Origin of the sequence: Amycolatopsis saalfeldensis (assembly GCF_900110575.1) — a bacterium.
Classification (GTDB): domain Bacteria; phylum Actinomycetota; class Actinomycetes; order Mycobacteriales; family Pseudonocardiaceae; genus Amycolatopsis; species Amycolatopsis saalfeldensis.
In genome coordinates this window covers 813,277-835,791 of sequence record NZ_FOEF01000001.1, presented here as the reverse complement: position 1 = coordinate 835,791, position 22,515 = coordinate 813,277, and the positions used below count along the sequence as shown (strand labels likewise).

At 70.7% G+C, this 22,515-nt stretch carries 22 protein-coding genes; 11 read left to right on the top strand and 11 right to left on the bottom strand.

Translation table 11 applies throughout. The features are described from left to right. Positions 1-5 precede the first annotated feature (5 nt). Positions 6-1,784: a glycoside hydrolase family 76 protein gene (locus tag BMY97_RS03765; protein WP_091612939.1), complete on the top strand. Its 1,779-nt coding sequence runs from the start codon at positions 6-8 to the stop codon at positions 1,782-1,784. Between the two features lie 33 nt (positions 1,785-1,817). Next, positions 1,818-3,245, top strand: coding sequence for a M20 family metallopeptidase (locus BMY97_RS03760; RefSeq protein ID WP_091612364.1), 1,428 nt, complete (start codon positions 1,818-1,820; stop codon positions 3,243-3,245). Between the two features lie 16 nt (positions 3,246-3,261). Here BMY97_RS03760 and BMY97_RS03755 read toward each other — a convergent pair whose 3' ends face one another. Next, on the bottom strand, positions 3,262-3,855 hold the full coding sequence (locus BMY97_RS03755; protein ID WP_091612361.1) for a TetR/AcrR family transcriptional regulator: 594 nt from the start codon (positions 3,853-3,855) through the stop codon (positions 3,262-3,264). Positions 3,856-3,982: 127 nt separating this feature from the next. On the opposite strand from BMY97_RS03755, the gene BMY97_RS03750 reads away from it, so the two are divergent. Next, positions 3,983-4,876, top strand: a complete 894-nt coding sequence (locus BMY97_RS03750) for an aldo/keto reductase (protein WP_091612359.1) — start codon at positions 3,983-3,985, stop codon at positions 4,874-4,876. On the opposite strand, the gene BMY97_RS03745 is transcribed toward BMY97_RS03750, so the two are convergent. Beyond that, positions 4,873-5,235 carry a winged helix-turn-helix transcriptional regulator gene (locus BMY97_RS03745; protein ID WP_091612357.1) on the bottom strand — a complete coding sequence of 121 codons (363 nt, stop codon included), beginning with the start codon at positions 5,233-5,235 and terminating at the stop codon, positions 4,873-4,875. The two genes, BMY97_RS03750 and BMY97_RS03745, sit on opposite strands and share 4 nt — an antisense overlap. Before the next feature lie 161 nt (positions 5,236-5,396). On the opposite strand from BMY97_RS03745, the gene BMY97_RS03740 reads away from it, so the two are divergent. After that, complete coding sequence (locus BMY97_RS03740; RefSeq protein ID WP_091612936.1) at positions 5,397-6,107, top strand: alpha/beta fold hydrolase; 711 nt, start codon at positions 5,397-5,399, stop codon at positions 6,105-6,107. Here the strand turns inward: BMY97_RS03740 and BMY97_RS03735 are convergent. Continuing rightward, a complete protein-coding gene (locus tag BMY97_RS03735) occupies positions 6,097-6,651 on the bottom strand; it encodes a TetR/AcrR family transcriptional regulator (RefSeq protein WP_091612354.1) in 555 nt (184 codons plus the stop codon). The genes BMY97_RS03740 and BMY97_RS03735 overlap by 11 nt on opposite strands. 69 nt (positions 6,652-6,720) lie before the next feature. Between BMY97_RS03735 and BMY97_RS03730 the strand changes: the two genes are divergently transcribed. The 3 genes from BMY97_RS03730 (at position 6,721) to BMY97_RS03720 (ending at position 10,173) form a co-directional block, all read left to right on the top strand. After that, the gene (locus tag BMY97_RS03730; RefSeq protein WP_091612351.1) at positions 6,721-7,701 is read left to right on the top strand and encodes an amidohydrolase family protein; all 981 of its coding nucleotides are present in this window, start codon (positions 6,721-6,723) and stop codon (positions 7,699-7,701) included. Positions 7,702-7,703: 2 nt separating this feature from the next. Beyond that, on the top strand, positions 7,704-8,072 hold the full coding sequence (locus BMY97_RS47715; protein ID WP_218156667.1) for a Rossmann-fold NAD(P)-binding domain-containing protein: 369 nt from the start codon (positions 7,704-7,706) through the stop codon (positions 8,070-8,072). A 64-nt stretch (positions 8,073-8,136) separates the two neighbouring features. Further along, on the top strand, positions 8,137-10,173 hold the full coding sequence (locus BMY97_RS03720) for an NB-ARC domain-containing protein (RefSeq protein ID WP_091612348.1): 2,037 nt from the start codon (positions 8,137-8,139) through the stop codon (positions 10,171-10,173). On the opposite strand, the gene BMY97_RS03715 is transcribed toward BMY97_RS03720, so the two are convergent. Together BMY97_RS03715 and BMY97_RS03710 are read right to left on the bottom strand one after the other, a co-directional pair. Beyond that, complete coding sequence (locus BMY97_RS03715) at positions 10,147-13,158, bottom strand: glycosyltransferase family 4 protein (RefSeq protein ID WP_091612346.1); 3,012 nt, start codon at positions 13,156-13,158, stop codon at positions 10,147-10,149. The genes BMY97_RS03720 and BMY97_RS03715 overlap by 27 nt on opposite strands. Next, positions 13,155-14,063, bottom strand: coding sequence for a pentapeptide repeat-containing protein (locus tag BMY97_RS03710; RefSeq protein WP_091612343.1), 909 nt, complete (start codon positions 14,061-14,063; stop codon positions 13,155-13,157). Before BMY97_RS03710 ends, BMY97_RS03715 begins: the two co-directional genes overlap by 4 nt. A gap of 115 nt (positions 14,064-14,178) precedes the next feature. On the opposite strand from BMY97_RS03710, the gene BMY97_RS03705 reads away from it, so the two are divergent. Genes BMY97_RS03705 through BMY97_RS03695 form a run of 3 tightly spaced genes read left to right on the top strand, consistent with a single transcriptional unit; the run spans position 14,179 to position 15,949 of the window. Next, positions 14,179-14,493 carry a hypothetical protein gene (locus BMY97_RS03705; protein WP_091612340.1) on the top strand — a complete coding sequence of 105 codons (315 nt, stop codon included), beginning with the start codon at positions 14,179-14,181 and terminating at the stop codon, positions 14,491-14,493. Between the two features lie 34 nt (positions 14,494-14,527). Further along, positions 14,528-15,340, top strand: a complete 813-nt coding sequence (locus BMY97_RS03700) for an SDR family oxidoreductase (protein WP_091612338.1) — start codon at positions 14,528-14,530, stop codon at positions 15,338-15,340. 18 nt (positions 15,341-15,358) lie between these two features. Beyond that, positions 15,359-15,949 carry a TetR/AcrR family transcriptional regulator C-terminal domain-containing protein gene (locus tag BMY97_RS03695; protein ID WP_091612335.1) on the top strand — a complete coding sequence of 197 codons (591 nt, stop codon included), beginning with the start codon at positions 15,359-15,361 and terminating at the stop codon, positions 15,947-15,949. Between the two features lie 5 nt (positions 15,950-15,954). Here the strand turns inward: BMY97_RS03695 and BMY97_RS03690 are convergent, their stop codons facing one another. From BMY97_RS03690 to BMY97_RS03670, 5 genes are all read right to left on the bottom strand, one after another. Continuing rightward, positions 15,955-17,064: an FAD-dependent oxidoreductase gene (locus BMY97_RS03690; RefSeq protein WP_091612333.1), complete on the bottom strand. Its 1,110-nt coding sequence runs from the start codon at positions 17,062-17,064 to the stop codon at positions 15,955-15,957. Next, positions 17,061-17,348 (bottom strand): hypothetical protein, encoded by a 288-nt coding sequence (locus BMY97_RS47710; protein ID WP_091612330.1) that lies wholly within the window; start codon positions 17,346-17,348, stop codon positions 17,061-17,063. Before BMY97_RS47710 ends, BMY97_RS03690 begins: the two co-directional genes overlap by 4 nt. Before the next feature lie 146 nt (positions 17,349-17,494). After that, entirely contained in the window at positions 17,495-18,628 is a 1,134-nt protein-coding gene (locus BMY97_RS03680; protein WP_091612327.1) for a DUF1684 domain-containing protein, read from the bottom strand. After that, positions 18,625-20,175: an MFS transporter gene (locus BMY97_RS03675; RefSeq protein ID WP_091612326.1), complete on the bottom strand. Its 1,551-nt coding sequence runs from the start codon at positions 20,173-20,175 to the stop codon at positions 18,625-18,627. Before BMY97_RS03675 ends, BMY97_RS03680 begins: the two co-directional genes overlap by 4 nt. 69 nt (positions 20,176-20,244) lie before the next feature. Then, complete coding sequence (locus tag BMY97_RS03670) at positions 20,245-20,841, bottom strand: class I SAM-dependent methyltransferase (RefSeq protein ID WP_091612324.1); 597 nt, start codon at positions 20,839-20,841, stop codon at positions 20,245-20,247. A gap of 95 nt (positions 20,842-20,936) precedes the next feature. Here BMY97_RS03670 and BMY97_RS03665 point away from each other — a divergent pair, with 95 nt between their 5' ends. Next, complete coding sequence (locus BMY97_RS03665) at positions 20,937-21,521, top strand: helix-turn-helix domain-containing protein (RefSeq protein ID WP_091612323.1); 585 nt, start codon at positions 20,937-20,939, stop codon at positions 21,519-21,521. A gap of 12 nt (positions 21,522-21,533) precedes the next feature. On the opposite strand, the gene BMY97_RS03660 is transcribed toward BMY97_RS03665, so the two are convergent. Beyond that, positions 21,534-22,478 carry a GNAT family N-acetyltransferase gene (locus BMY97_RS03660; protein ID WP_091612321.1) on the bottom strand — a complete coding sequence of 315 codons (945 nt, stop codon included), beginning with the start codon at positions 22,476-22,478 and terminating at the stop codon, positions 21,534-21,536. Positions 22,479-22,515 lie beyond the last annotated feature (37 nt).

Here is a 22,515-nt window from a genome sequence, read left to right as displayed (position 1 = left end):
TGTCGATGCGGACATTGCTCGTGCTCCTGCTCGTCCTCGGTTCCCTGACCCCGATGCCCGCGGCCGCGGCGGCCGCGGTGTGCGTGACGTCCTGCGACACGCTGGATCCGTCACAGGCCGCGCAAGAGAGCTTTCCCTTGCCCGACAAGGTGATCAACGGCCGGGTCCTGCGGCTGCACGCCTCCGACCCGGACGGGATGGCGTGGGCGAGCATCGACAGCGCCGTCGAGGGCGACGCGGTCTGGCTCGACCGGTCGTGGGACGGCGGCGCGACCTGGGACGGACTGCTGGGCAAGGCGACCGTGCCGAGCACGTGGACCGGCACGCGCACCCTGATGTACAACCTGACCGATCCGGCGAGCCACCGCCGTGGCCTGCTCCGGGCCTGCGGCGACGCGCAGGGCGTCGGCTGCACCGCGTGGATCTACCCGGCGGTCTGCGACACCGCTTGTGACGGGACCGCGCCGGGCTCCGGGGACAGCCAGCCGGTGGGGTCGACCACCATCTTCGGCCGCACGGTCCGGCTGCACTTCGACGGGAACGGCATGGCGTGGGCCGGGATCGAGGCGGGCGGGTCCGGTGACGAGATCTGGCTCGACCGGTCCTGGGACGCCGGGGCGAGCTGGCCCGACGGCTCGTCACTGGGTCGCACCAGCGTGCCGTCGGGCGCGACCGGCACCCACACCACGGCGTTCGCCACGCGGGACCCGCGCGGCCGGCTGTACGGCGGGGCCGTGCGCGCGTGCGGCCGGGAAGCGACCCACGACCAAGGCAGCTGCACGGCTTGGGCGAGCCCCGCGACGACCCGGGCGGCCGGCGCGGCCGACGCGCTGATGTGGTCCTACGAGCCCTACACCGCGTGGTGGCCTTCGAGCTGGTGGAACTCGGCGGTCGCGGTCACGGCGCTGGCCGACGCCGGCGGCTCGGACGCCGCGCTGGCCCGCACCTTCGACGTCAACCGGGTTGCTTTTCCCGCCGGGGCAAGGAGTTCCGACCCGATCGACGGCCACTTCATCAGCCGCGCGATCGACGACACCGCCTGGTGGGGCCTGGCCTGGATCGCCGCCTACGACCGTACCCACGACGCGCGTTACCTCACCGAGGCGACGACGATCGGGGACTACGTCTCCGGCTTCTGGGACACCGGGACCTGCGGTGGCGGGGTGTGGTGGGACCGCGAGCGGACGTACAAGAACGCCGTCACGAGCGGGCTGTACCTGCGCCTGGCCGCGTCACTGCATCTGCGGGTCGCCGGGGACACCGTGTGGGGGCAGCGGGCGAAAACCGCGGGGGACTGGTATCTCAACAGCGGCCTGATCAACGCTTCGGGCCTGGTGAACGACGGTCTGACCGCCTCGTGCGCCAACAACGGCCAGACTGTCTGGACCTACAACCAGGGCCTTGGCATCGGCGGTCTGGTCGAGCTGTGGCGCGCCACCGGTGAAACGTCCTATTTGGACGCCGCCCGGCGGCTGGGCGACGCGGCGATGAGCGGGCTCACCTCCGGCGGGGTGCTCGTCGAATCCTGCGACACCGGCACGAATTCCTGTGACGACAACCAGAAGCAGTTCAAGGGCATTTTCATGCGGTACTTCGGCGATCTGGCCGCCGCGACGGGTTCGGCCACGTACCGGGCCTTCGCCCAGAAACAGGCCGACACGCTCTGGGCGGGCGACCGCGACCCGTTGAACCGGATCGGCCAGCGCTGGACCGGGACCACGCCGAACGTGACGGACTGGCGTACCCAGGCGTCCGGTCTCGAGGCGGTGCTCGCGGCGGGATAGATTCGACCCCGGGGCGATCACCAAGGAGAATCGATGTCACGTCATCTTCCGGAAACGCCAGGCGAACTGCGAGAACTGGCGGTGGCGAAATCCGTCGAGCAGCTCGACAACGGGGCGTACTTCGAGTCGCTGGCCCGCCGCGTCGCGATTCCGACCGAAAGCCAGAACCCGGATCGGGCCAGTGACATCGTCCGCTATTTCACCGACGAGATTTCCCCCGTGCTCACGAGAATGGGATTCGAGGTGAAGCTGGAGGAGAATCCGGTTTCGCCGGGGCACCCGTTCCTCGTCGCGTCCAGGATCGAAGATCCACTCGGGCCGACAGTGCTGCTGTACGGACACGGCGACGTCCAGCACGCGCATCCCGAGCAGTGGCGGGCCGGGCTCGACCCGTGGTCGCTCCGGATCGAAGGCGACAAGGTCTACGGCCGGGGGACGGCGGACAACAAGGGGCAGCACAGCATCTGCATCACCGCGCTGGAGCAGACCCTGGCGGCGCGGGGCGGGCTCGGTTACAACGTCAAGTTCCTGCTCGAAAGCGGCGAAGAAACCGGATCACCCGGCCTGCTCGAATTCGCCGCGGCCAATCGGGAAGAACTCGCCGCCGACCTTTTCCTCGGCTCGGACGGGCCGCGGATCTCCGCCGAGCGTCCGACGGTTTTCCTCGGCTCGCGGGGAACGCTGAACTTCACCCTCCGGGCCGACCTCCGCGAATCCTCGCACCACTCGGGCAACTGGGGCGGCGTGCTGCGCAACCCGGGAACCGTGCTGGCCGCGGCGATCTCCTCGCTGGTGGACGGGGCCGGCCGGATCAAGATCGAGGCGTTCGTGCCGGGTCCGATTCCCGACGCGGTTCGCACGGCGCTGGCCGACATCACCGTCGACCAGGGGCCGGACAGCCCCGCCGTCGACGAAGGCTGGGGCGAGCCCGGCCTGACGCCGATCGAGCGGCTGATCGCTTGGAACACGATCGAGGTGCTGGCCATGCTGACCGGGGACCCCACCGCGCCGGTCAACGCCATCCCCGCCACCGCGGTCGCCCACCTGCAGATCCGGTTCGTCGTCGGCACCGACGTCACCGATTTCGCGGAGAAGGTGCGAGATCATCTGGCCGGGCTCGGTTATCCGTTCATCGAGGTCGAGGTGGCGCATGCCATGCCGGCCACCCGGCTGGACCCCGAGCACCCGGCGGTGGGGCTGGTGCTGGAGTCCATCGAACGGACGCTCGGGAAAAAGCCCGCGCTGCTCCCGAATCTCGGCGGTTCGATCCCGAACAGCGTTTTCGCCGACACCCTCGGCCTGCCTACCGTCTGGGTCCCGCATTCCTATCCGGCCTGCGCCCAGCACGCGCCGGACGAGCACGCCCTGGTTTCGATTTCGCGGGAGGGATTGCAGATCATGGCCGGGCTGTACAGCGATCTCGCCGAAACCCGTGAGGTCTGGGCGCCGCGCCACCCCTGATGGGCCACTCGCCGTCCTACCGGGTCCGGAGGCCGTCGAGGATGAGCGCGATGACGGCTTCGGACTCGGCCTTGATCTCGGGGGAGCGCCACTCCGCGGCATGGGACGGATTGTGGAAGCGGCCGGTGGCGTCGAGAATCGCCCGCGCGATCACGTCCGGCTCGCCGTCGGCGAAGTCTCCGCTCGTGATGCCGTCGACCACGACGGTGCGGATCTGGGCGAGCAGGACGGCGACGTGCGCCGAAGACACGGCGCTGTGTTCCGCCGCCAGCACCCGGAAAGTCTCGAACAGCTCCGGGTCTTCCTGCGCCTTCGCCCATTTCAAGGCGAACATGGTGGTGAGCAGATCTCGTAACCGGTCCGGCGGGGGCAGCTCGGCGCCGGCATCCCGGACCGCCGCGGTGAAGTCCGCTCGCGTCCGGTCGAGCCAGCGCTGGATCACGGCCTCGCGCAGGGCGGCCTTGGACGGGAAATGCCGGTACACGCTCCCGTGGCTCACCCCGAGGATCCGGGCGACGTCGAGCACCGTGGCCTTTTCCGGGCCGTGGCGGCGCAGTACGTCCTCGGTGGCCGACATGATCGTCTCCGGATCGAGTGGCTCCCGGCGCATGTGGACTCCTTGTCTGCTCGAGAACGAACGTAGGCGGACAGTCTGACAGGTGTCAAACTCTGTCATGTTGTTAAGTATGGAGTGACAGAAGTTGCCATCTGTCAGTGAACGGCTGTACGTTGCGCTCATGACCACTGCTACTGCTTCGTTCGCCGGCCGCACTGTGTCCCGGCTCGGTTATGGCGCGGCTCAGCTCGGCCGCCTGTCCGAACGCCGCGACGACGCGGTCGCGTTGCTGCGCCGCGCAATCGAACTCGGTGTGAACCACGTGGACACGGCCGAGTTCTACGGTTTCAGCTTCGCCAACGAGGTGATCCGCGAAGCGCTGCGCTCCGACGACGACGTCCTGGTCGTCACCAAGGTCGGCGCCGATCCGAACCCGGGCGGGCGGGTGCCGTTGCGGATGGCGCAGCGGCCCGAGCAACTGCGGGCCAGCGTCGAGGACAACCTGCGCAGCCTCGGTGTCGACCGGCTCGCGGTGGTGAACCTCCGCCGTCTCGACTCCGGCCCCGGCCTGCGCCCCGAGGGTGATCAGATGGTCGATCTCGACGCCCAGCTCGCGGAGATGACCGCCCTGCGCGACGAGGGCAAGATCGGCGCGATCGGGCTCAGCTGCGTCACCCTCGACGGCCTGCGCCGCGCCCTGCCGGCCGGTATCGCGTGCGTGCAGAACGCGTACAGCGTCGTCGCCCGCGAAGACGAGGACCTGCTGCGGCTGTGCGTTGCCGAGGAGATCGCCTGGGTGCCGTTTTTCCCGCTGGGCGGCGCTTTCCCGGGTCTGCCCAAGGCAACCGACGAGCCGGCGGTGCACGCCGTGGCCGAGTCTCTCGGCGCCACGCCGTCCCAGATCGGCCTCGCCTGGCTGCTGCACCACGCCCCGAACGTGCTGCTCATCCCCGGCACCGCCGACCCCGCCCACCTCGAAGCCAATCTGGCCGTCGCCGGGATCACCTTCGACGACGCCACTCTCGCCACCCTCGACGCCATCGAGTCCCGCTCCAACGACGTCCGGCTCGGCTAGTCGCGGGCGTCGTATTCGGCGCGGGCGGCGTCGATGCGGTCCAGATGGGCGACGCTCCACTCCAGCAGGGGCGTGGCGGCTTCGCGCAGCGTCCGGCCCATGGGCGTGAGCTCATAGCTGACGTGTGGCGGCATTACATTGTGGACGGTCCGGGTCAGGATCCCGTCGCGCTCCAGGCCGCGCAGGGTGACGGTGAGCATTCGCTGGCTGATCCCGGTGGTTTCGCGCTTCAGCTCGGTGAACCGGCGCGGCCCCAGCCGGAGGTTGCGCACGACCAGCAGTGACCACCGGTCCCCGACGATGCCGAGCACGACCCGGGGCCGGCACGTCAGTTCCTGGTCGTCCGGCAGCGCGGTCATGGTTACCTCCAAGGAACCGGGGCACCCGAATGTGCCGTATTGCCCCCGGCCGGGCCGGGAGGCCACCATGGTTGTGGTTCCTGAAGCGTACCTAGTTACGAATGGGAACCGCGATTTCCCCGTGCGCCGACGCGCCCCGAACAAGGAAGATCGTGTTCACCATGTCTACATTTCTGCTGGTTCATGGCGCTTGGCACAGCGGCCGGGCTTGGGAGCGGGTGGTGCCGCTGCTGGAGTCGGCCGGGCACCGGGTGCTCGCGCCGTCGCTCACCGGCTACGGCGACAAGGCGCATCTGCTCAGCCCCGAGGTGGGGCTCGAAACCCACGTCGACGACATCGTCACGCTGATCGAGGAGCAGGGCCTGACCGACGTGATCCTCGTCGGCCACAGCTACGCCGGGCTGGTCGTCTCGTCGGTCGCCAACCGGGTGCCGGACCGGATCGCGCACCTGGTGTACCTCGACGCGATGGTTCCGGAGGACGGCCAGACCGCGGTCGACGTGCTGCCCGTGACCCAGCAGATGATCGACCAGGCCGGCAGCTGGCGGATTCCGCCGCTGCCGGAGCAGCCGCCGCCGTTCGGCCTGTTCGGGGTGACCGACCCGGCGGACATCGCCTGGCTGCGCGAGATGCTCTCGGATCAGCCGGTGCTCTGCCTGCAGCAACCGGCCCGGCTGGACAACCCGGCCGTGAACACGATCCCGCGCACGCACATCGAGTGCGTCGGCGCGAAGCCGGCGGGCATCAGCCGACGCCCCGTTCCCGTGATCCAGCCCAACGGCTCCCCGTCCCAGGTGTGGGAGCTGCCGACCGGGCACGACTGCATGATCACCATGCCGGCCGAGCTGACCGAACTGCTGCTCAAGCTCTAGCGTCGCGGTCCAGTGCCGCGGTCAGCCACGGCCGGACGGTGGTTTCGATCTGCGGTTCGGAGATCTCCGCGAGCGCGTCGAGCTTGAGGAAGTGCCGCGCGATCGTGAGGCCCAGGATGCTGCTGACGGTCAGCGCGGCTTCGAGGTCGGCGTCGTCGTGGTCGCTGGTGCGGGCGAGGTTGGTGACGCGCTCGTTGAGGAAGTCCCGCATGGCCTTGGTGGCTTCCGGGGTGGTGAGCATGGACCGCACCAGCGCGCGGGTTTCCGGCGGCAGCTCGGCCAGCCGGACGTCGAGCACGTCGGCGAGGTGTTCGGCGACGTTGTCGCCGGTGCTTTCGCCGGGCAGCTGGATGGCGATGGCGAAGAGGTCGTTTTTCGAGCCGTAGTGCTGAATGACCAGCGAGGGGTCGACCTTGGCGCGGTGCGCGATCGCGCGCACGGTCGTCCCCTCGCGGCCGTGCTCGCCGAATTCCGCTTGTGCGGCCTCGAGAATGCGTTGCGCGGTGGCGGCCCGCCGGGCCGCGCGCGTCTTCGGCTCATCCACCCGAGTGACTTTACAGGTGTTGAGCGAACCTGTAGATTCGCTCAACAGAAGATGAGCCAAAGGAGCTTGATGCGCGTCATCGCGATCGAAGAGCACTGGACCACCCCGGAAATCGACCAGGCGCTGCGCGCGCAGCCCGAAGGGGACCCGAGTGTGGTCCTGAACGACCGCGGCGACATTCCCGCGCGGCTGCTCGACATCGGCGACCAGCGCGTCGAGGCGATGGACGCGGCGGGCATCGACGTCCAGGTCCTCTCGATCGCCCCGCCGGGCGCGCACGGGCTCCCGGCCGGCGAGGCGGTGGCGCTGTGCCGTGAGGCGAACGACCGGGCCGCCGAGGCCGTGCGCCGCCATCCGGACCGGCTGCGCGCGATGACCACGCTGCCGATGCCCGACCCGGACGCGGCGGTGGCCGAACTGCTGCGCACCGCCGACCTGCCCGGCCACGTCGGGATCATGTCCTACGGCCGCAGCGGCGAGCGCCCGCTGGACGACCCGGCGTACGACGAGCTGCTCGCGACCGCCGCCTCCTTGGGACGGCCGGTGTTCGTCCATCCGCAGATTCCGCCGGCCGCGGTGCGGGACGCGTCCTACCGCGGGTTCGACCCGGCCCTCGACCTTTCGCTGGCCACTTTCGGCTGGGGCTGGCACATCGAGGCCGGGCTCGCGGCGCTTCGCCTCATCGTGCGCGGCACCTTCGACCGGCACCCGGACCTGCAGATCGTGCTGGGCCACTGGGGCGAAATGCTGTTGTTCGCGCTCGACCGGGCCGACAGCCTGTCCAACGTCGCGACGCATCTGGAAAGGCGCGTCGCGGACTACTTCGCGACCAACATCCACATCGCGACGAGCGGCATGCTGACCCCGCGGCTGCTGCGCCACGCGCTGGATTACACCAGCGTCGATCGGATTCTGCTGTCCGGGGACTATCCGTTCCACCGGATGGAAGCCGCTGCCGTCGCTGATTTCCTGGAGACCCTTCCCGATCCTGGTGACCGGCAGAAGATCGCCCACGGCAACGCCGAATCCCTGTACGGGCTCAAGGAGTGAGCATGAGCAAGCGTACCGCGTTGCACGATCTGCTGGACACCGCCGACGGCCGGCTGGAGATCGAGCACGTGGACATCACCGTGCCCGAACAGGTCGAGGCGCTGCGCGGCGGCTCGGCGGCCGCCGGTTCGACCCGGGCCAGCAAATCCGCGCTGAACCAGCTGATGCGCAGCTACGCCGCCCGCCACCGCGACGACACCCGGACGCTGCTGCTGATGGCGCCCGGCTGGGTCCGGACCGACCTCGGCGGCCCGCACGCCAAGCTCACGATCGGCGAGAGCATCCCCAGCCTCATCACCACCATCGACGCCCAGAAAGGCCGCGCCGGCCTGCAATACCTCGACTACCGCGGGGAGACCGTGGCCTGGTGAAGCCGGCGGTTCTCGGTAAGGTTCGTGACCGAGGGCACACGGCGGTGGTGAGGGAGATGCACGGGTGACGGCAGCGAATTCGATTCCGAAGGCATTACCCGGGGCGCCGCGCCAATTCGTCAACCGGACCGACGAGGTCGGGCTGGTGGGGCGCGAGATCACGGACGGGGTGGCGGCCGGCCGGCAGACCGTGGTGGTGCTGACCGGCTTGCCCGGGGTGGGGAAGACGACGCTGGCCGCGCAGTGCGCCGAGCAGGTCAAGGACCTGTTCCGCGACGGGTGGCTGTGGGCCACGCTCGGCACGTCGTCGGAAGCGGTGTCGGTCGACGACGTGCTGTTCCTCTTCCTCACGCAGCTCGGGATGGCGTCGCCGCCGCCGACTTCGCAGGGCCTGCGGCTGGCCTTCCAGACCGTCACCGCCGACAAGGCCCTGCTGCTGGTGCTCGACGACGTCGAGTCCGCGGCGCAGCTGGTGAAGCTGCTGCCGTCCTCGTCGCGCAGCGCGGTGCTGGCCACCAGCCGACGGCGTTCGGCGGGCTTCGTCCGCGAGCGGTTCTCGGTGATCGACGTGGCGCCCTTCACCGTGCCCAGCGCGGTCGAACTGATTTCCGCGGACCTCGATTCCACGCGGATCGCCACGGCGGGCACCGAAATCGAGGCGCTCGCCGAATTGTGCGGACGGCTGCCGCTGGCGTTGAGCATCGCCGGCGCCCAGCTCAGCACACGTCATCGCGGTCCGGTTTCGGACTACGTGCGCCAGCTGCGGGGCGCGCGGTCGGTGATCGAGAAGCTCACCGTGGACTCCGAGCGGCTGGTCTCGGCGGTGTTCGAGGTGTCGTACGAGGATCTGGCTCCCGCCGAGCGTCGCGCGTACCGGCTGCTGAGCCTGCACCCCGGGCGGCGGTTCTCCACCGGTGCGGCGGCGGCCTTGCTCGGCGAAGAGCCGACGGATGCGCTGGAAGCATTGGTGACGGCCAATCTGCTGAGCCCGGTGGGCGCGGACCGCTACGAATTCCACAGCCTGGTGCAGGAACACGCCGCCGGGCTGGTCGCGCTGAAGGAAACGGCGGAGGACTGCCAGGCGGCGGTCGCGCGGGTCGTCGAGTGGTACCTGCGGTTCGCGGTCGCGCGCGAGCGGTCGATCAGCGACCGGCCGCGGTTCGGCGAGTACTTCGACGGCCGGGTCGCACCCGAGTACCAGGGCGAGCACGCCTGGCAGCAGGCAGTCGACGACCTGGAACTGGAGCGGGCGAACCTGCGCCGCGCCGTCGTCGCGGCCGCCGAAGAGGGCCTGCATTCGCTGGCCTGGCAGCTGTGCGAGGCATTGGTGACCTTCTACTTCCAGCGGGACCTGTTCGCCGACGCCATCGCCGTGCACTCGCTCGGCCTGGCCTCCGCCCGCGTGGTCCACCGCGAAACCGGTGACGCGCGCCCGCTGCTGCGGATGCACACCGAGCTGGGCACGGCCCAGTTCTCGTTCCGGGACGACCAGCTCGCGTCCGAGCAGTTCGACGCGGCCGTCGCGCTGGCGGAAGGGCTCCCGGACGACGACGCGGTGCTGTTCACCCGCGCGAAGATGTTCCAGTGGAAGTCCTTTGTGGACCAGCGGATGGAGAACTGGTCGAAGGCGGTCGAGGCCATCGCCGCCGCGCGCTCCCTTGTGGACGATCCCCGGTTCCCCGCGAAGGACCGCGGGCGGGAGGCCGCCCTCCTGGACCTGAACGGCGGTCCGATGCTGTCCGCGGTCGGCCGGCACGAGGACGCGCTGGCGACCGGGCGTCGAGCCGTCGCCTTCTTCTCGGACGGGAAAGAACAGCACAACCTCGCGAAGGCGACCGCCAACCTCGGCGAGTCGCTTTCCCTTGCCGGCACGGGATTCCAGGACGAGGCGGAGGAGGTCCTGCGCACGGCCGTGGGCCTGCTCGCCGACCGCGGCATGCAGTCCTGGGAGGCCCACAGCAGCACGGTTCTCGCCGACCTGCTCGAGCGGGCCGGACGGGCTGCCGAGGCCGTGCCGCTGCTTCAGCGCGCCGCCGAGCTGTATACGATTCTCGAAGACCGCAAGGCGGAAGCGTTACGCGGCCGGCTCGGCGAGCACTGACACGAGCTCCACGGTGATCAGCCGCGGCCCGGCCGCGATGGTGGTCACGGGCGGCAGGGTGTCGAGCGATCGTCCCGCGAGCCGCCACTCGTGCACCAGCGCGGACGCCGCGACCGGGTCCGATGCCTTGAGCGTGGCCAGCGCGCCCTCGCGCGACCGCACCACGGTGAGTTCCCCGGCGGCGGCTGCGGCCAGTGCTGCTCCGGGGTTTCGGTGCAGCGCGTCGTCGAGCGCGGTTTCGCGGTCCCTTTGGTCGGGCGCGGGATCGACCAGGATGACCGCGGCCCGGTCGAGCAGGTCACGCCGCGGATGATTCTCGTGGACGACGAGGAGCGCGTCGTCGAGATGACTGTCCGCCCGCTCGCCGGTGGACACGTCGGCGGGGAAGCGGCTGAGCGTCACGGTTTCCTCCAGTGAAAGGACAACGTGATCGGCGAGGGCAGCTGGCCGGGGCGGGATCGTTGTGGGGTCAAGGGTGATGACCGGGATGAGCGCGGGCGTCCCGGGTTCGGGCAGGTCGAGGTGTCCGTAGAACAGGGTGCGCAGCCGGGCCGCCGACTCTCCGGGGCAGGAGGTCAGCGCTTCACGGATCGGGGCGAGCGCGGTCGTCTTGTGGTCGCGCATCGCCGCGTCGAGCTGGGCGCGCAGCGGTGTGTGCCGATGCAGTCGTGGGGCGAGGGCGCCGAGGCGGTCGGCGGCGGAACCGGGCGCGACCTCCTCCTCCGGGAACGCGGCCAGCAGCACCGGGCCGCCGACCCCTGCGGCGTAACAGGAAGCGGCGCCGTAGTCGCCGACGACGAGGTCGGCGGCGATGAGCAGCGCCTGCCAGCCTTCTTCGGGCGGCGCCAGCAGCAGCCCGGCGCGAACGCAGTCCGCGAGCCAGGTGTGCACCTGCCAGGGGCCGTGGCCGTGCCAGACGTTGGGGTGCATCGAGGCGGCGACCCGGTACTCGTCGGCGGGGAGAGCGGCGAGCAGTTCCCGGAAAAGCGAGGGCCAGGAGCCCATCAGGGACCGCTTAGACCAGGTCGTGGCGACCGTGACGAGCTTTTGGCCGGGCTCGACGCCGAGCGCGCGGCGGTACTGGCCGCGCAGGTGGCGGCTGCGGAGGATCCGGTCGAAACAGGGATCTCCGGCGACGACGGCGGTGCCGAGGGCTTCAGGAGTGGCCGCGGCCAGCCGACTCAGCTGCTCTTCGTGGGACAGAACCAGCGAATCGGCGATCGGCTGGCCGTTGTAGAGCAGCCATTCCGGCGCGAGCCCGAACACGGACCGGTTTCCGGTTTCCGGTTTCCGGTTTCCGGTTTCCGGTTTCCGGTTTCCGGGAGAATTTTTAGTATACCCCGCTCCATGCGGAATGATGACCAGCGGGCTCGATATTTCCGTGAGCCCGCCGTGATTCGCGGCGATGACCAGGTCGAATTCGGTTTCGATGGCCTGGTGCCAGGGGATGAGGACGGCGCCGAGGCGGTCGAGCAGGGGCTGGAGGCCGTGCTGGAACGGGTCGGAGCCGTTGAGGCTGAACACGACCTGGACCCGGGGGTCGGAGTCGAAGACGGTGATCACGTCGAGCAGGCGGTCGAGTGAGGTCGCGTGGTGCACGACGACGAGGACCAGCCGCTGGGGGACCACGGTGTTCCAGTGCCCGGCCTGGCGGCCGATCGGGACCTTGACCGGAGGCACGGCGGACACGGGGCTCCCTGCGAGGACGGCTGGTTCGGTGCTGCTCAGCCACCGTAGCCGATCATCGGCGCCGGGCAGCTCCAGCCAGGGGGCCGTTTCGCCGAGGAAGCGCCGCACGGTGCCGAGCTGGTCGTAGGTTCGCAGGGCCTGGTGGAAGGCCCGGCTTCGCATCGTGGCGCGTTCGCGCTGGTCGGTGTCCAGCGCGCGGCCGAGGGCTTCGGCGAGCGCGGCCGGCGAGCCCGGCGGGCAGGCGAAGCCGGTGTGGCCGTCGACGACCTGTTCGGCCAGCCCGCCGGCCGTGGTCGTGATCACCGGCGCGGCGCCCGCGGCGAAGGCCTCCATCGGGATCCGCCCGAACGGCTCGGCCCGTGAGGGGACGACCACCCCGCGCAGACCGGGAGCCGTGAGCAGGCCCGCGACCTGCGGGGTGAACCGGGTCAGCGTGGTGCATTCGACGCCGAGACGGTCCGCGCGGGCCATCAGTGACCGCTGGTACCCGCTCGGGTGCGGGGACTCCCCGGTGGCGGCGAAAACCAGGTGCGGAAGGTCGCGGCCACGGCGCCGCAGAATGGTCATGGCGTCGAGGAGATCGTCGAATCCCTTGTACGGCTGGGCCCGGCCCATGGCGAGCAGGAATTCACCGGGAATGCCGGAATCCGGGCGTCGCGAACGGGCCGCCGCCCATTCGGACGGGGACAATCCGTCCCGCAGGGAAATCAGGCTCGACGGGGGAATTCCGTAGTCCTCGCGCAAATGCCGGTCGAGATACCGGGAAATGGCGCCGATCCGGGTCCCGTCCGCCAATCCGGCGTGCAGGCCGGCCCGTTCCCAGGCGATGCGGGCGGCACCATCCGGGGTGTGGATCAGCCCGCTGGATCGCGGCACCAGCACCGTGTGCGCCCGGACCGACCGGGGCAGCCGGGCGGGCAGGCCGAAAAACGGCACGTCGAAGGCGATGAGCAGCAACGGGCCGGAACCGGGCAGGACTTCGCGCCGGATCCGTTCGGCGGTGTGCTCGCAGAGCCGTTCGAAGTTGGCCAGGCCGCCCCAGCGATCCTGGCCGCCGGTGCCGTTGTCCACCGGCAGGATCTCCGCGTCGATGAGCCGGCGCGCCCGGTCGTGCCACGCGGCCTGGTGCTCCCAGCTGTCCGGGCTCAGCTCGACCGGCAGCAGGACCAGCCGCGCCTCGGCCGGCAGCGAATCGGCCAGCGCTTCGAGGAAGCCGTAGTTGGCGTACCCGGCGCCGGTTCCGCAGCCGTACCAGCCGTCGTGCAGGGCGACCGCGATCGTCGGCCGGGTTTTCATGCCGGGGTGGGACCGAGGTGGGGCGGCAGAGTGGTCTCCGGGTCCGTCGTGGCCGGCTCGATCTGTTCGGCGGTCAGGCCGCTCGCGCGGGTCAGGTCGGCGGCGCGGAGGTCGGCGCCGGTCAGGTTCGCGCCGCTGAAGTCCGTCTCGGCGAGGTCGGCGCCGGTGAGGACGGCCCCGGTCAGGTCGGCGCGGACCACTCGCGCGCCACGGAGGTCGGCCCCGGTGAGATCGGCGCCGGACAGGTCGGCGTTGATCAGCGTCGTCTGGTGCAGCCGCGCCGTCCGGAGGTCGGCACCGGCCAGTACCGCCCCGGTGAGGTCGGCTTGGCCGAAATCGGCCTGCCGCAACGAAATCCCGCGGAGGTTCGCCTCGGACAGCCGGACCCCGCGCAGGTCGAGCGCGTTCTCGGTGGTCCGCTTCGACGGCAGGCCGCGGCCGCGCAAGGCGGCGACGGCGGCGTTGACGTCGTCGCCGGACCGGCCGGAGCCGGGAGTCCGGTGGCGCAGGAAGCCGGTGAGGCTTTCCAGTACCCGGTTACGGTCGCCGGGCGAGTCGTGCAGGATCCGGTCGAGGGCGCGGATCCCGCCCGCCCGCACGGTTTCCTCACCGGACCCGAGGTGGTCGATGGCGGAGTTGAACCGGTCGGTGAACTGCTTGTCGCGATCGAGGAAGAACTTCCGGCCGGTGTAGTACAGCCCTCCGCCGACGAACGCCGCGCTGAGCACCGCGCCGACCTGCCCCCGGATCGTGCCCACCGCGGCCAGCCGGTCCTGCGGGCCGAGGTGGTCGAGGTCGGCGCCGCCCAGCCAATACGTGACCGGCCAGAACAACAGCCAGAGCACCACGATGGCGCCGAGCAATACGCCGGCCACGGCGAGGCGGCGGGTCCAGGTTCGCGTCATGCCCTCATCTCACTACGCACCGGTCGACGTGGTGACGGAGGGTTGACAACTTGGTCGGTGACCAAGTTTACTGGGTGGAGTTGGTCGGTGACCAAGTTGCTTCGGAGGTGAAGGCATGAAGGTGCTCATCGCGGGTGCGAGCATCACCGGGCCCGGCGGCGTGCGGGTGACGTTCGAGCAGGCCGCGGCGCGCACCTACGACGACAGCCTCAAGGCCGTGCTCCGCGCGCGGGCGGCCGGGATGGGCTGGGAGTGCGACCGGCTGATCGCACAGATCGACGAGGCGCCGGACTTCTACTTCGACTCCTGCAACCAGGTCCGCCTGGCGAGCTGGTCGGCGGGCAACGGCAAGGCCATGACCCCGGAGACGGCGCTGGGGGTTTGGTTCCGCAACAACGTTTCCCGGCTCCAGCGCGCGCACAGTGCCTGAACCGGAAAACCACTGAAGGGAAAGGAGAACAACCATGAAGACCTGGTTCATCACCGGTGCGTCCAAGGGATTCGGCCGGGAGTGGGCGGAAGCGGCCCTCGGCCGCGGTGACCGTGTCGCCGTCACGAGCCGCGGGGCGGACGTGTTCGGCGATCTGGTGGCGCGGTACGGCGAGGCAGTACTTCCCTTGCGGCTCGACGTGACCGATCGCGATGCGGTGTTCGGCGCTGTCGAGCGAGCTCACGATCACTTCGGCGCGCTCGACGTGGTCGTCAACAACGCGGGCTACGGACTGTTCGGCATGGTCGAGGAGGTCACCGCGGAGCAGGCGCGGGCGCAGGTCGACGTCAACCTGTTCGGCCCGCTCTGGGTCACCCAGGCCGCGCTGCCGTACCTGCGCGAGCAGAAGTCCGGCCACCTCGTGCAGGTGTCCTCGATCGCCGGCGTCTTGGCGTTGCCGGGCCTCGGGCTTTACCACGCGTCCAAGTTCGGGCTCGAAGGCTTCACCTCCAGCCTGGCCGCGGAGGTCGAGGGATTCGGCGTCCACGTGACGCTCGTCGAGCCGGCCGGCTACGCGACCGATTGGGCCGGCCCGTCCGCGGTGCAGGCCGAGCGATCCCCGGCGTACGAGGACTTCCGGGCCAACGTCACCGCGCGCCCGTCGGCCCGCCGCGGCGATCCCCGTGCCACCCGCGCGGCCATCCTCGCCGTGGTCGACGCCGAACAGCCGCCGTTGCGGATCTTCTTCGGTGACGGCCCGCTGCCGGTGATCCGCCAGGAGTACGCGAACCGGATCGCGGAATGGGAGCAGTGGGACGAGGTTTCCCGCGCGGCCTTCGGCGAGTGAACTGGGATACTGCCCGGCATGCGCTGGACTCGTGACGACGTGATCACCGCCGCCTTCACCATCCTGGAGCAGGAGGGGCTGGAAGGGCTGTCGCTGCGCGCCGTGGCCCGCGGGCTCGGCGCCCACCTCAACTCGGTGACCTGGTACGTCAAGAGCAAGCAGAGCCTGGTCGACCTCATGGCCGACGCGATCGTCGGCTCGGTTTCCCTCGAAGACCTGTCCGAGGAGCCGATCGCGCGGGTGCGGCTGATGGCGCATCGCTACCGCGGCGCCCTGCTCGCCCGGCGCGACGGCGGACGGCTCGTCGCCGGGACCTTCACCGGCGGCGGGCAGACCTTGCGGGTGGCCGAGGTGATCGTCGGCGGGCTGCTCGACGCCGGGTTCGGCGAAGCGGAGGCGGCCCGGCTCTGCTGGGCGATCGTCTACTTGGCACTGGGGCTCACCCAGGAGGAGCAGACCAGCCCGGCCGATTCGGCGCCCGGACTGGCGGAAGCACTGGATTCCGGTGGGTTCCCGGCACTGGCGAAGGTCGGGGTGCCGCTGCTCGCGCACGACTCGTTCGACTCGCGCTTCGCCTACGGGATCGACCGCCTGCTGCACCTGGCGTGACGGGCTCAGTCGGCCTCGAGCAGGCCCGCGGCAGCGCCTTCGAGGGCGGTGGCCGTCTCGATCGACCGCGGCAGCATGGTCTTTTCGTAAACGCGGACGGCATCGTCCACAGTGGCCGCGTTCACGAGGGCGAGCGCGAGTTCCGAGGCGTCGAGCATGGCGAGGTTGACGCCGACGCCGAGCGGCGGCATGAGGTGGGCGGCGTCGCCGAGCAGGGCCACGGTCGGGTTGTGGTCCCAGGTGTGCGGGACCGGCAGGGCGAGGATCGGGCGGTCGATGTACGCGCCGTCGTTGTCGGTGATCATCTTGCGCATGCGCGGTGACCAGGCGGCGTACTCGTCGAGCAGCAGGGCGCGGACGCCCTCGGTGTCCGCGGTGGTCAGGCCGTTCGCGGCGAGCCAGTCGGCCGGGCCCTGCCGGATGAGGTACACGCGGATGTGGTCCCCGCTGTTGCGCTGGGCGAACACCCCGCGCTCGCCGTCGCCCGCGATGGCGCCGCCCTGACCGACCATTTCGGACAGTTCGGGGTGCCGGTTCCCGACGTCGGAGAACCACGCCTCGACGAAGCTGATCCCGGTGTGGCCGGGCACGGCGGCGGACACGGCCGGGCGCACCCGGGAGTGGGCGCCGTCCGCGCCGATGACCAGATCGGCCTCGACGATTGCGCCGTCAGTGAAGTGCAGCCGCCGCGGGCCGTCGTCGGGCCCGCTGATCCGCTCGAGGCGGTGGCCCCAGCGCACCGTTCCCGGCCGCAGCGAGTCGAGCAGCAGGGTGCGCAGCTGGCTGCGGTCGATCTCCGGTTTGAACAGGTCGTCGGCCTCGGGCAGCTGCCGGAAGGTGACCTCGCCGTCCAGGCTGAGCTTGCGCATCTCCTGGCCCTCGGGCCGGGCCAGCTCGAAGAATTCCTCGAGCAGGCCGGCTTCGCGCAGGGCGAGCTGGCCGTTGTCGGCGTGCAGGTCGAGGCTGCCGCCCTGGTTGCGGGCTTCGGGGCCCGGCTCGCGGTCGTACACGGTGACCGCGACGCCGTGCTGCTGGAGGATGCGCGCGCAGGTCAATCCGCCGGGCCCGGCGCCGATGATCGTGATCCTGGCTTGGCTGGGTGCTGGTGAGTTCATGATGGCTCCTCTCTGGTTGCCACCCATGAAAGCAGACTCGGTAAAAAAGTGCAACGAGTCAACTTAGTGATGGTGGCAACCATTGCGAGAGGCTGGCGGGCGTCGGTCCCGGCGGCGGTAGCGAGCTGATGCCGGACCTGCTCGTCGATGAATTCCTCGACCGCGCCGAAGAGGCCATAGCCGGCGTTGATCACGACGGCGTCGATGCGGCCGAGCCAGAACTGGTTGCCGTACTTGGCTTTCCGGTCGTCGGCCGAGCCTTCCCGCTGTTGCCCCCGGTGCACGGCGTGAGCTGGTCACGCCCGCGGAAGCCGGCCTGCCGCCCGGGAACGGCCTGCGCCGCGTGCCCGGGCCGCGCCGCGAGGAGGTCGCCATGCCGGCCGGGATCAGCGCCGAAACCGAGGGCGATCAGCGCCTGCGAGCGGTTCCGTCAGCCGGCCGGCACGAAGGCGGCGTACTCCTCGATCCTGGTGATGAGGCCGTCTTCGAAGCGGAAGTACACCGCGGCCTGCACTTCGCCCCGCATGCCGTCGGTCGTGGCGACGTGGATCACGTGCTGCTGAAGGACTTCGTCGCCGTCGGAGAGCTGGCGCACGACGTCGTAGCGCATCGATTCCATCGTGTGGATCTGCGCCTTCATGCCGTTGATGTTCTCGTCGATCGTCTCGTCGCCCTTGCCGTCGTTGTGCCAGACGGTGGCGGTGCCGGCGCACATCGACCGGGCGGCCTCGAAGTCCCGGTTCTCCAGGTGGCGGAGGTACTGGCGCGCCTTGTCCTTAGTGGACTGATAGGCCAACGCGCGCTCGCCCGCCTCGACGCGCATCGGCAGGTGGTTGCCGGGAGGCGAGAGCGGACAGGTGTACACCGGCGGCGCGAAATGGTGCTGGGAAAGCGTTGTCCGGTTGAAGTCGACCGGCACGGGGCGGCCGGGCTCGGCCGGCGGCAGCAGCAGCCAGCGGCCGATGTCGGGGGTGCCGTTCCCGCTGGTGCCGTCGGTGAAGATCACCAGACGGCGGCCGGGCAGGTCTTCGAGCACGGCGAGCAGGTACTCCTCGCCGCCGATGGTGACCACGAGGTCGACGGGCGCCGGCAGGGCGTCCTGGGTCCGCGGGACCGTCAGCCGGTCGACCTCAATGGTGCGCCCGGGCGGCGCGGCCCGGTACTCGCCTTCGAGGACCCACGCCGGATCGTAGGGGTAGGCCAGTATTTCGCTGAGCCCCGATCGGGCCACGGCGGTTTCGTCCATGACGATGAGGCCGTACGCGCCGTCCCCGCCGCCGACCGAACCCGTCCGTCCCGAGTGGAACTCCAGCTGGCCGCCGGGCCGGACTTCCACCGTGCCGTCCACCGGCTCGCCCTCGACCACCACTCCGTCGGCGAGAGTGGCCGTCACCGTCAGGCCGCCCGCTTCGGTGGTGCTCCACTGTCCCGGAACGTCCGGCACGGTCTGGAGTTCGGGCCCGGAGACCATGCCCCGGGCCACCACGCTCGCTTTTCCTTGCGGGCCGGCCATTTCCGCCCACCGGGTCTGGCGCCAGGCTTCGTATTCGAGGGTGTCGCTCATGAGAACTCCTTCTCGGTTGTGGTTTCGGTGGTGCGAAGCGGGCCTCGCACGAGGAGGTAGACCGCGGCGATCGCCAGCACGGCTGCGCCGGCCCACATCGCGTGCTGCCAGCCATCCACAAAGGACTGCCGGGCGGCCCGGACCAGCTCCGGTGACCGGGCGCCGGCCGCGACCGCGTTGGCGACGCCGTGGCGGGCCGTGTCGGCGAGTTCGGCCGGTACTCCGGCGAGCCGGGAGCTGATGGCGTCGCGGTAGCCGGCGGCGAGGATGGTGCCGAGCAACGCGACGCCGAGGGCGGTGCCGAGTTCCCGGGTGACGTCGTTGAGCGCGGACGCCACCCCTTGCCGGTCACGCGGCAGGGAGCTGGTGATGGCCTCGGTCGAGGGCGTCATCGTCAACCCCATGCCCAGCCCCATGGCGAGCATTCCGGGCAGGACCGAGAGATAACCGCCGTCGACCGAGACCAGCCCGGCCATCAGGGCCAGGCCCGCGGTGCCCACGACGATCCCGGTCACCATCGTCGAACGGCCGCCGATCCGGGCGGCCACGCGCGGGGCGAGGCCGGACGCGGCCATCATCAGCAGCGCCGTGGGCATCAGCGCGAGGGTGGCGCGAAGACCGGACCAGCCGAGCACCGCTTGGAAGTACGGGTAAAGCACCACGAAGATCCCCGCCTGGACACCGAAAACGACCAGCAGGGCCACGGATCCGCCGGCGAGGCCCCGGGTGCGGAAGAGGCGGACGTCGAGCAGCGGAGCCGGCCGGCGCAGTTCCCAGGCGACGAACCCGGTCCCGCCGAGGATCCCGGCGAGCAGGCTCACCAGCGTCACCGGCGCGGTCCACCCGCGTTCGGGCCCGTCCTGGAGGACGAAGACCAGCCCGACTACCGTCACCATGGCCAGCACCGAGCCGAGGGCGTCGAACCGGTGCCGCGACGGCTCGCGGGAGTTCGGCACCGAGCGCAGCGTGACGGTGATGGCCGCGGCCACCAGCACGATCGGCAGGACGAACAGCCACCGCCAGCCGGCCAGGTCGACCAGCGCGGCGGACAGGAACATCCCGAGGATGCCGCCACCGCCGGCGACCGCGGTCCACACGCCGATCGCCTTGGCGCGTTCGCCGTCCGGGAAGGTCGAGGTGATGACGGCCAGCGTCACCGGCATGATCATCGCCGCGCCCACCCCGCTCAGCAGCCGGGCGGCCAGCAGGACGCCGGCGGACGGGGCGAGGCCCGCGGCGAGGTTCGCCAGTCCGAAGAGGACCAATCCGGCGAGCAGCACGGGTTTGCGGCCCCACCGGTCACCGGCCGCGCCGAGCGGCAGGAGCAGCGCGGCGAGGGTGATCGGGTAGACGTTGATGATCCACAGGACGGTGCCCTGCGACGCGCCGAATTCGAGCGCGATCTCCTGCTGCGCGACGTTGAGCCCGGAGACCGACGCGATCACGGCCATCAGGGCGATGTTCACCGCGATCAGGATCGCGCGGCGCCGGCGTGGGTCGTCGATGGTCGCGCCCGTTCTTTCGACGGGCGCGGGTTGTGTACGCATGACTTTCTCCTGCGGGCAGGGGGCATCGGCGCCGGTGCCGAAAGGCCGCGGCGCTGAGCTGCTGGGTGCTTACTGGTGCCGGGTGGCGCGCACGACGACGTCGTGCAGCGAGACGCTCCGGCCGTCCGGGGCGGTCACCGTGCGGGCCTGCTCGTCGGCGGTGACGATGGCCCACTTCGCGACGGCCAGGCGCGCGGTGATGTTCGCGGCCGTCGCGGTGGCTTCGGCGGGGTGGTGGCCGTGCAGGTGCCCGACGATCAACAGGGTTCCGCCGGGCGCGACCCATTCGGCGATGCGGTCGTAGAAGGCCAGCTGCGGGATCGACGGGTGCGCGTAGTGCGTCATGACCAGGTCGAACTGACGGCCCGGCGTCCAGTCGGTCAAGTCCGCCTGGACCCAGTCCACGCTGCTCGGCACCCGGCCGGCTCGGGCCAGTACTTCGGCGGAGATGTCCGCGGCCGTGACGTCCCAGCCGTGCTCGGCCAGCCAGCGGGCCTCGCCGCCTTCACCGCAGCCGGCGTCGAGCGCCGTGCCCGGCTTCAGGGCGCCGGTCTCGCGGAGCAGGTACGGGTTGGGGGCCGGTCCGGGTCCGTTCCGCCGGGCCTGCTGCCAGTGCCGTTCCCAGTAGGGCCGGTCGAAGTCGTGGGTCTCCTGGTGCTCGTTCACCGGTGTCCTCCTGGTGGTTCTCTCGCTTCGAGTACCACCGTGCACCGGGATCGGCGATGTTGGCAAAGCATCTTGCCAAATGGCAAACTACGGGGGTGGACAGAAGTATCGATCGGGCCCTGGACGCAGTCGGGCCGCGGCTCAAACGCCTCCGGACACACGGCGAGATCACGCTCACTGCGCTGGCCGAGCAGACCGGCATCTCGGCCAGCACGCTGTCCCGGCTGGAGGCGGGCCTGCGCCGTCCCACGCTCGAACAGCTGCTGCCGCTCGCGCGGGCGTACGGCGTCACTCTCGACGAGCTGGTCGACGCGCCGGCCACCGGCGACCCCCGCATCAACCTGCGCCCGGTGGCCTGCGAGGACGGCTCGACCGTCCTGCCGCTGACCCGGCGGCCGGGCGGCATCCAGGCCTACAAGTTCGTCCTGCCCGCGGGCCGCGACGACGCGGAACCCGTCTTGCGCACCCACGAGGGGCACGACTGGGCCTACGTGCTGAACGGCACGCTCCGCCTGGTCCTCGGCGAGCACGACCTGCGCCTCAAAGCGGGGGAAGCCGCGGAGTTCGATACCCGCACGCCGCACTGGTTCGGCGCCACCAGCGCGGGCCCGGTCGAGTTCCTCAGCCTGATCGGGCGGCAGGGCGAGCGCGCCCACGTGCGGGTGGCGCCGGCCGGGTAGCGGTCGCCGGGATCAGGGCCAGCTCATCAGGATCGAGCGTTCGAAGTCGGTGTACCCGGCGCGCCGGAAGGCGTTCGCCATCGGGGTGTTGCCGAGGTCCGTGGCCGCCCGGATACGCGGCACGCCCTGCGCGGCCAGAACCCGCGTGCCCTCGGCGAGGATCTCGTCGATGTAGCCGTGACCGCGGTGCTCGGGCAGCACGGCGAGGTAGCCGATGACCGGGTTGTAGGCGTTGCGGCCGGGGGTCACGAACCCGACCGGCTCGCCGCCCGGCAGCATCGCGACCCGCCACCATTCCCGCGGGCTGAGGTAGGGCGCGAGTTCGTCCTCGTAGTGCTTGACCGCCGCCTCGCGGGCGGGCATCCGGGTCAGGTCGTCGCGGCTGTGCGCGTCCAGCGTGCCGTCCAGGACCCGGGTCATCAACGAGAGGACCTCCTCGGTGTCACGGATCGGCCGGAAGTCCAGGCGCCCCGCCGGCTCGGCGATCGGGGTGCCCGGACTCCACTGGAACCGCAGCCGTTCGACGAACGGGCGGGCGCCGGTCCTGGCCAGCGCGGACATCCGGTCCTCGACGGCGCTCCGGGCCGCCGCGTCCTCGCGCCAGTCCGGCGGGACCATCCGGAGGTACTTGGGCGCAGCGGCGCCCGCCGGGACCACCTCGGCCATGGCGGTCCGCAGCAGGCGTTCGGCGACGTCCACGCGATCGGGATCCGCGCCGTTGTCGTCGACATCGAAGATGTCCAGGAGGAACGGGCTGTCCGCACCGGCCCGGCCCCACCAGCCGGCCCTGGCCAGCAGCCGGTCACCGCGGAGGGCGACCCACAGCCAGTCCGCGCGCCGGCGGCCTTCGCCGAGGTCGTCGGCCAGCTCTTCGTTGAGGACGTAGGGCAGCCCGGAGAAGAGGGCGAGTTCCCCGGGCCCGGAGATCGGGCGCAGGATCAGGTTGTCGTTTTCCACGCGCCCCAGCAAAGTCGATCACGCTCGGCCGGGCCAC

Bases quoted from the DNA above. Each gene is read 5' to 3' on its own strand.
- BMY97_RS03765 (WP_091612939.1), top strand. From the start codon at position 6: ATGCGGACATTGCTCGTGCTCCTGCTCGTCCTCGGTTCCCTGACCCCG.
- BMY97_RS03760 (WP_091612364.1), top strand. From the start codon at position 1,818: ATGTCACGTCATCTTCCGGAAACGCCAGGCGAACTGCGAGAACTGGCG.
- BMY97_RS03755 (WP_091612361.1), bottom strand. From the start codon at position 3,855: ATGCGCCGGGAGCCACTCGATCCGGAGACGATCATGTCGGCCACCGAG.
- BMY97_RS03750 (WP_091612359.1), top strand. From the start codon at position 3,983: ATGACCACTGCTACTGCTTCGTTCGCCGGCCGCACTGTGTCCCGGCTC.
- BMY97_RS03745 (WP_091612357.1), bottom strand. From the start codon at position 5,235: ATGACCGCGCTGCCGGACGACCAGGAACTGACGTGCCGGCCCCGGGTC.
- BMY97_RS03740 (WP_091612936.1), top strand. From the start codon at position 5,397: ATGTCTACATTTCTGCTGGTTCATGGCGCTTGGCACAGCGGCCGGGCT.
- BMY97_RS03730 (WP_091612351.1), top strand. From the start codon at position 6,721: ATGCGCGTCATCGCGATCGAAGAGCACTGGACCACCCCGGAAATCGAC.
- BMY97_RS47715 (WP_218156667.1), top strand. From the start codon at position 7,704: ATGAGCAAGCGTACCGCGTTGCACGATCTGCTGGACACCGCCGACGGC.
- BMY97_RS03715 (WP_091612346.1), bottom strand. From the start codon at position 13,158: ATGAAAACCCGGCCGACGATCGCGGTCGCCCTGCACGACGGCTGGTAC.
- BMY97_RS03710 (WP_091612343.1), bottom strand. From the start codon at position 14,063: ATGACGCGAACCTGGACCCGCCGCCTCGCCGTGGCCGGCGTATTGCTC.
- BMY97_RS03705 (WP_091612340.1), top strand. From the start codon at position 14,179: ATGAAGGTGCTCATCGCGGGTGCGAGCATCACCGGGCCCGGCGGCGTG.
- BMY97_RS03700 (WP_091612338.1), top strand. From the start codon at position 14,528: ATGAAGACCTGGTTCATCACCGGTGCGTCCAAGGGATTCGGCCGGGAG.
- BMY97_RS03695 (WP_091612335.1), top strand. From the start codon at position 15,359: ATGCGCTGGACTCGTGACGACGTGATCACCGCCGCCTTCACCATCCTG.
- BMY97_RS03690 (WP_091612333.1), bottom strand. From the start codon at position 17,064: ATGAACTCACCAGCACCCAGCCAAGCCAGGATCACGATCATCGGCGCC.
- BMY97_RS03680 (WP_091612327.1), bottom strand. From the start codon at position 18,628: ATGAGCGACACCCTCGAATACGAAGCCTGGCGCCAGACCCGGTGGGCG.
- BMY97_RS03675 (WP_091612326.1), bottom strand. From the start codon at position 20,175: ATGCGTACACAACCCGCGCCCGTCGAAAGAACGGGCGCGACCATCGAC.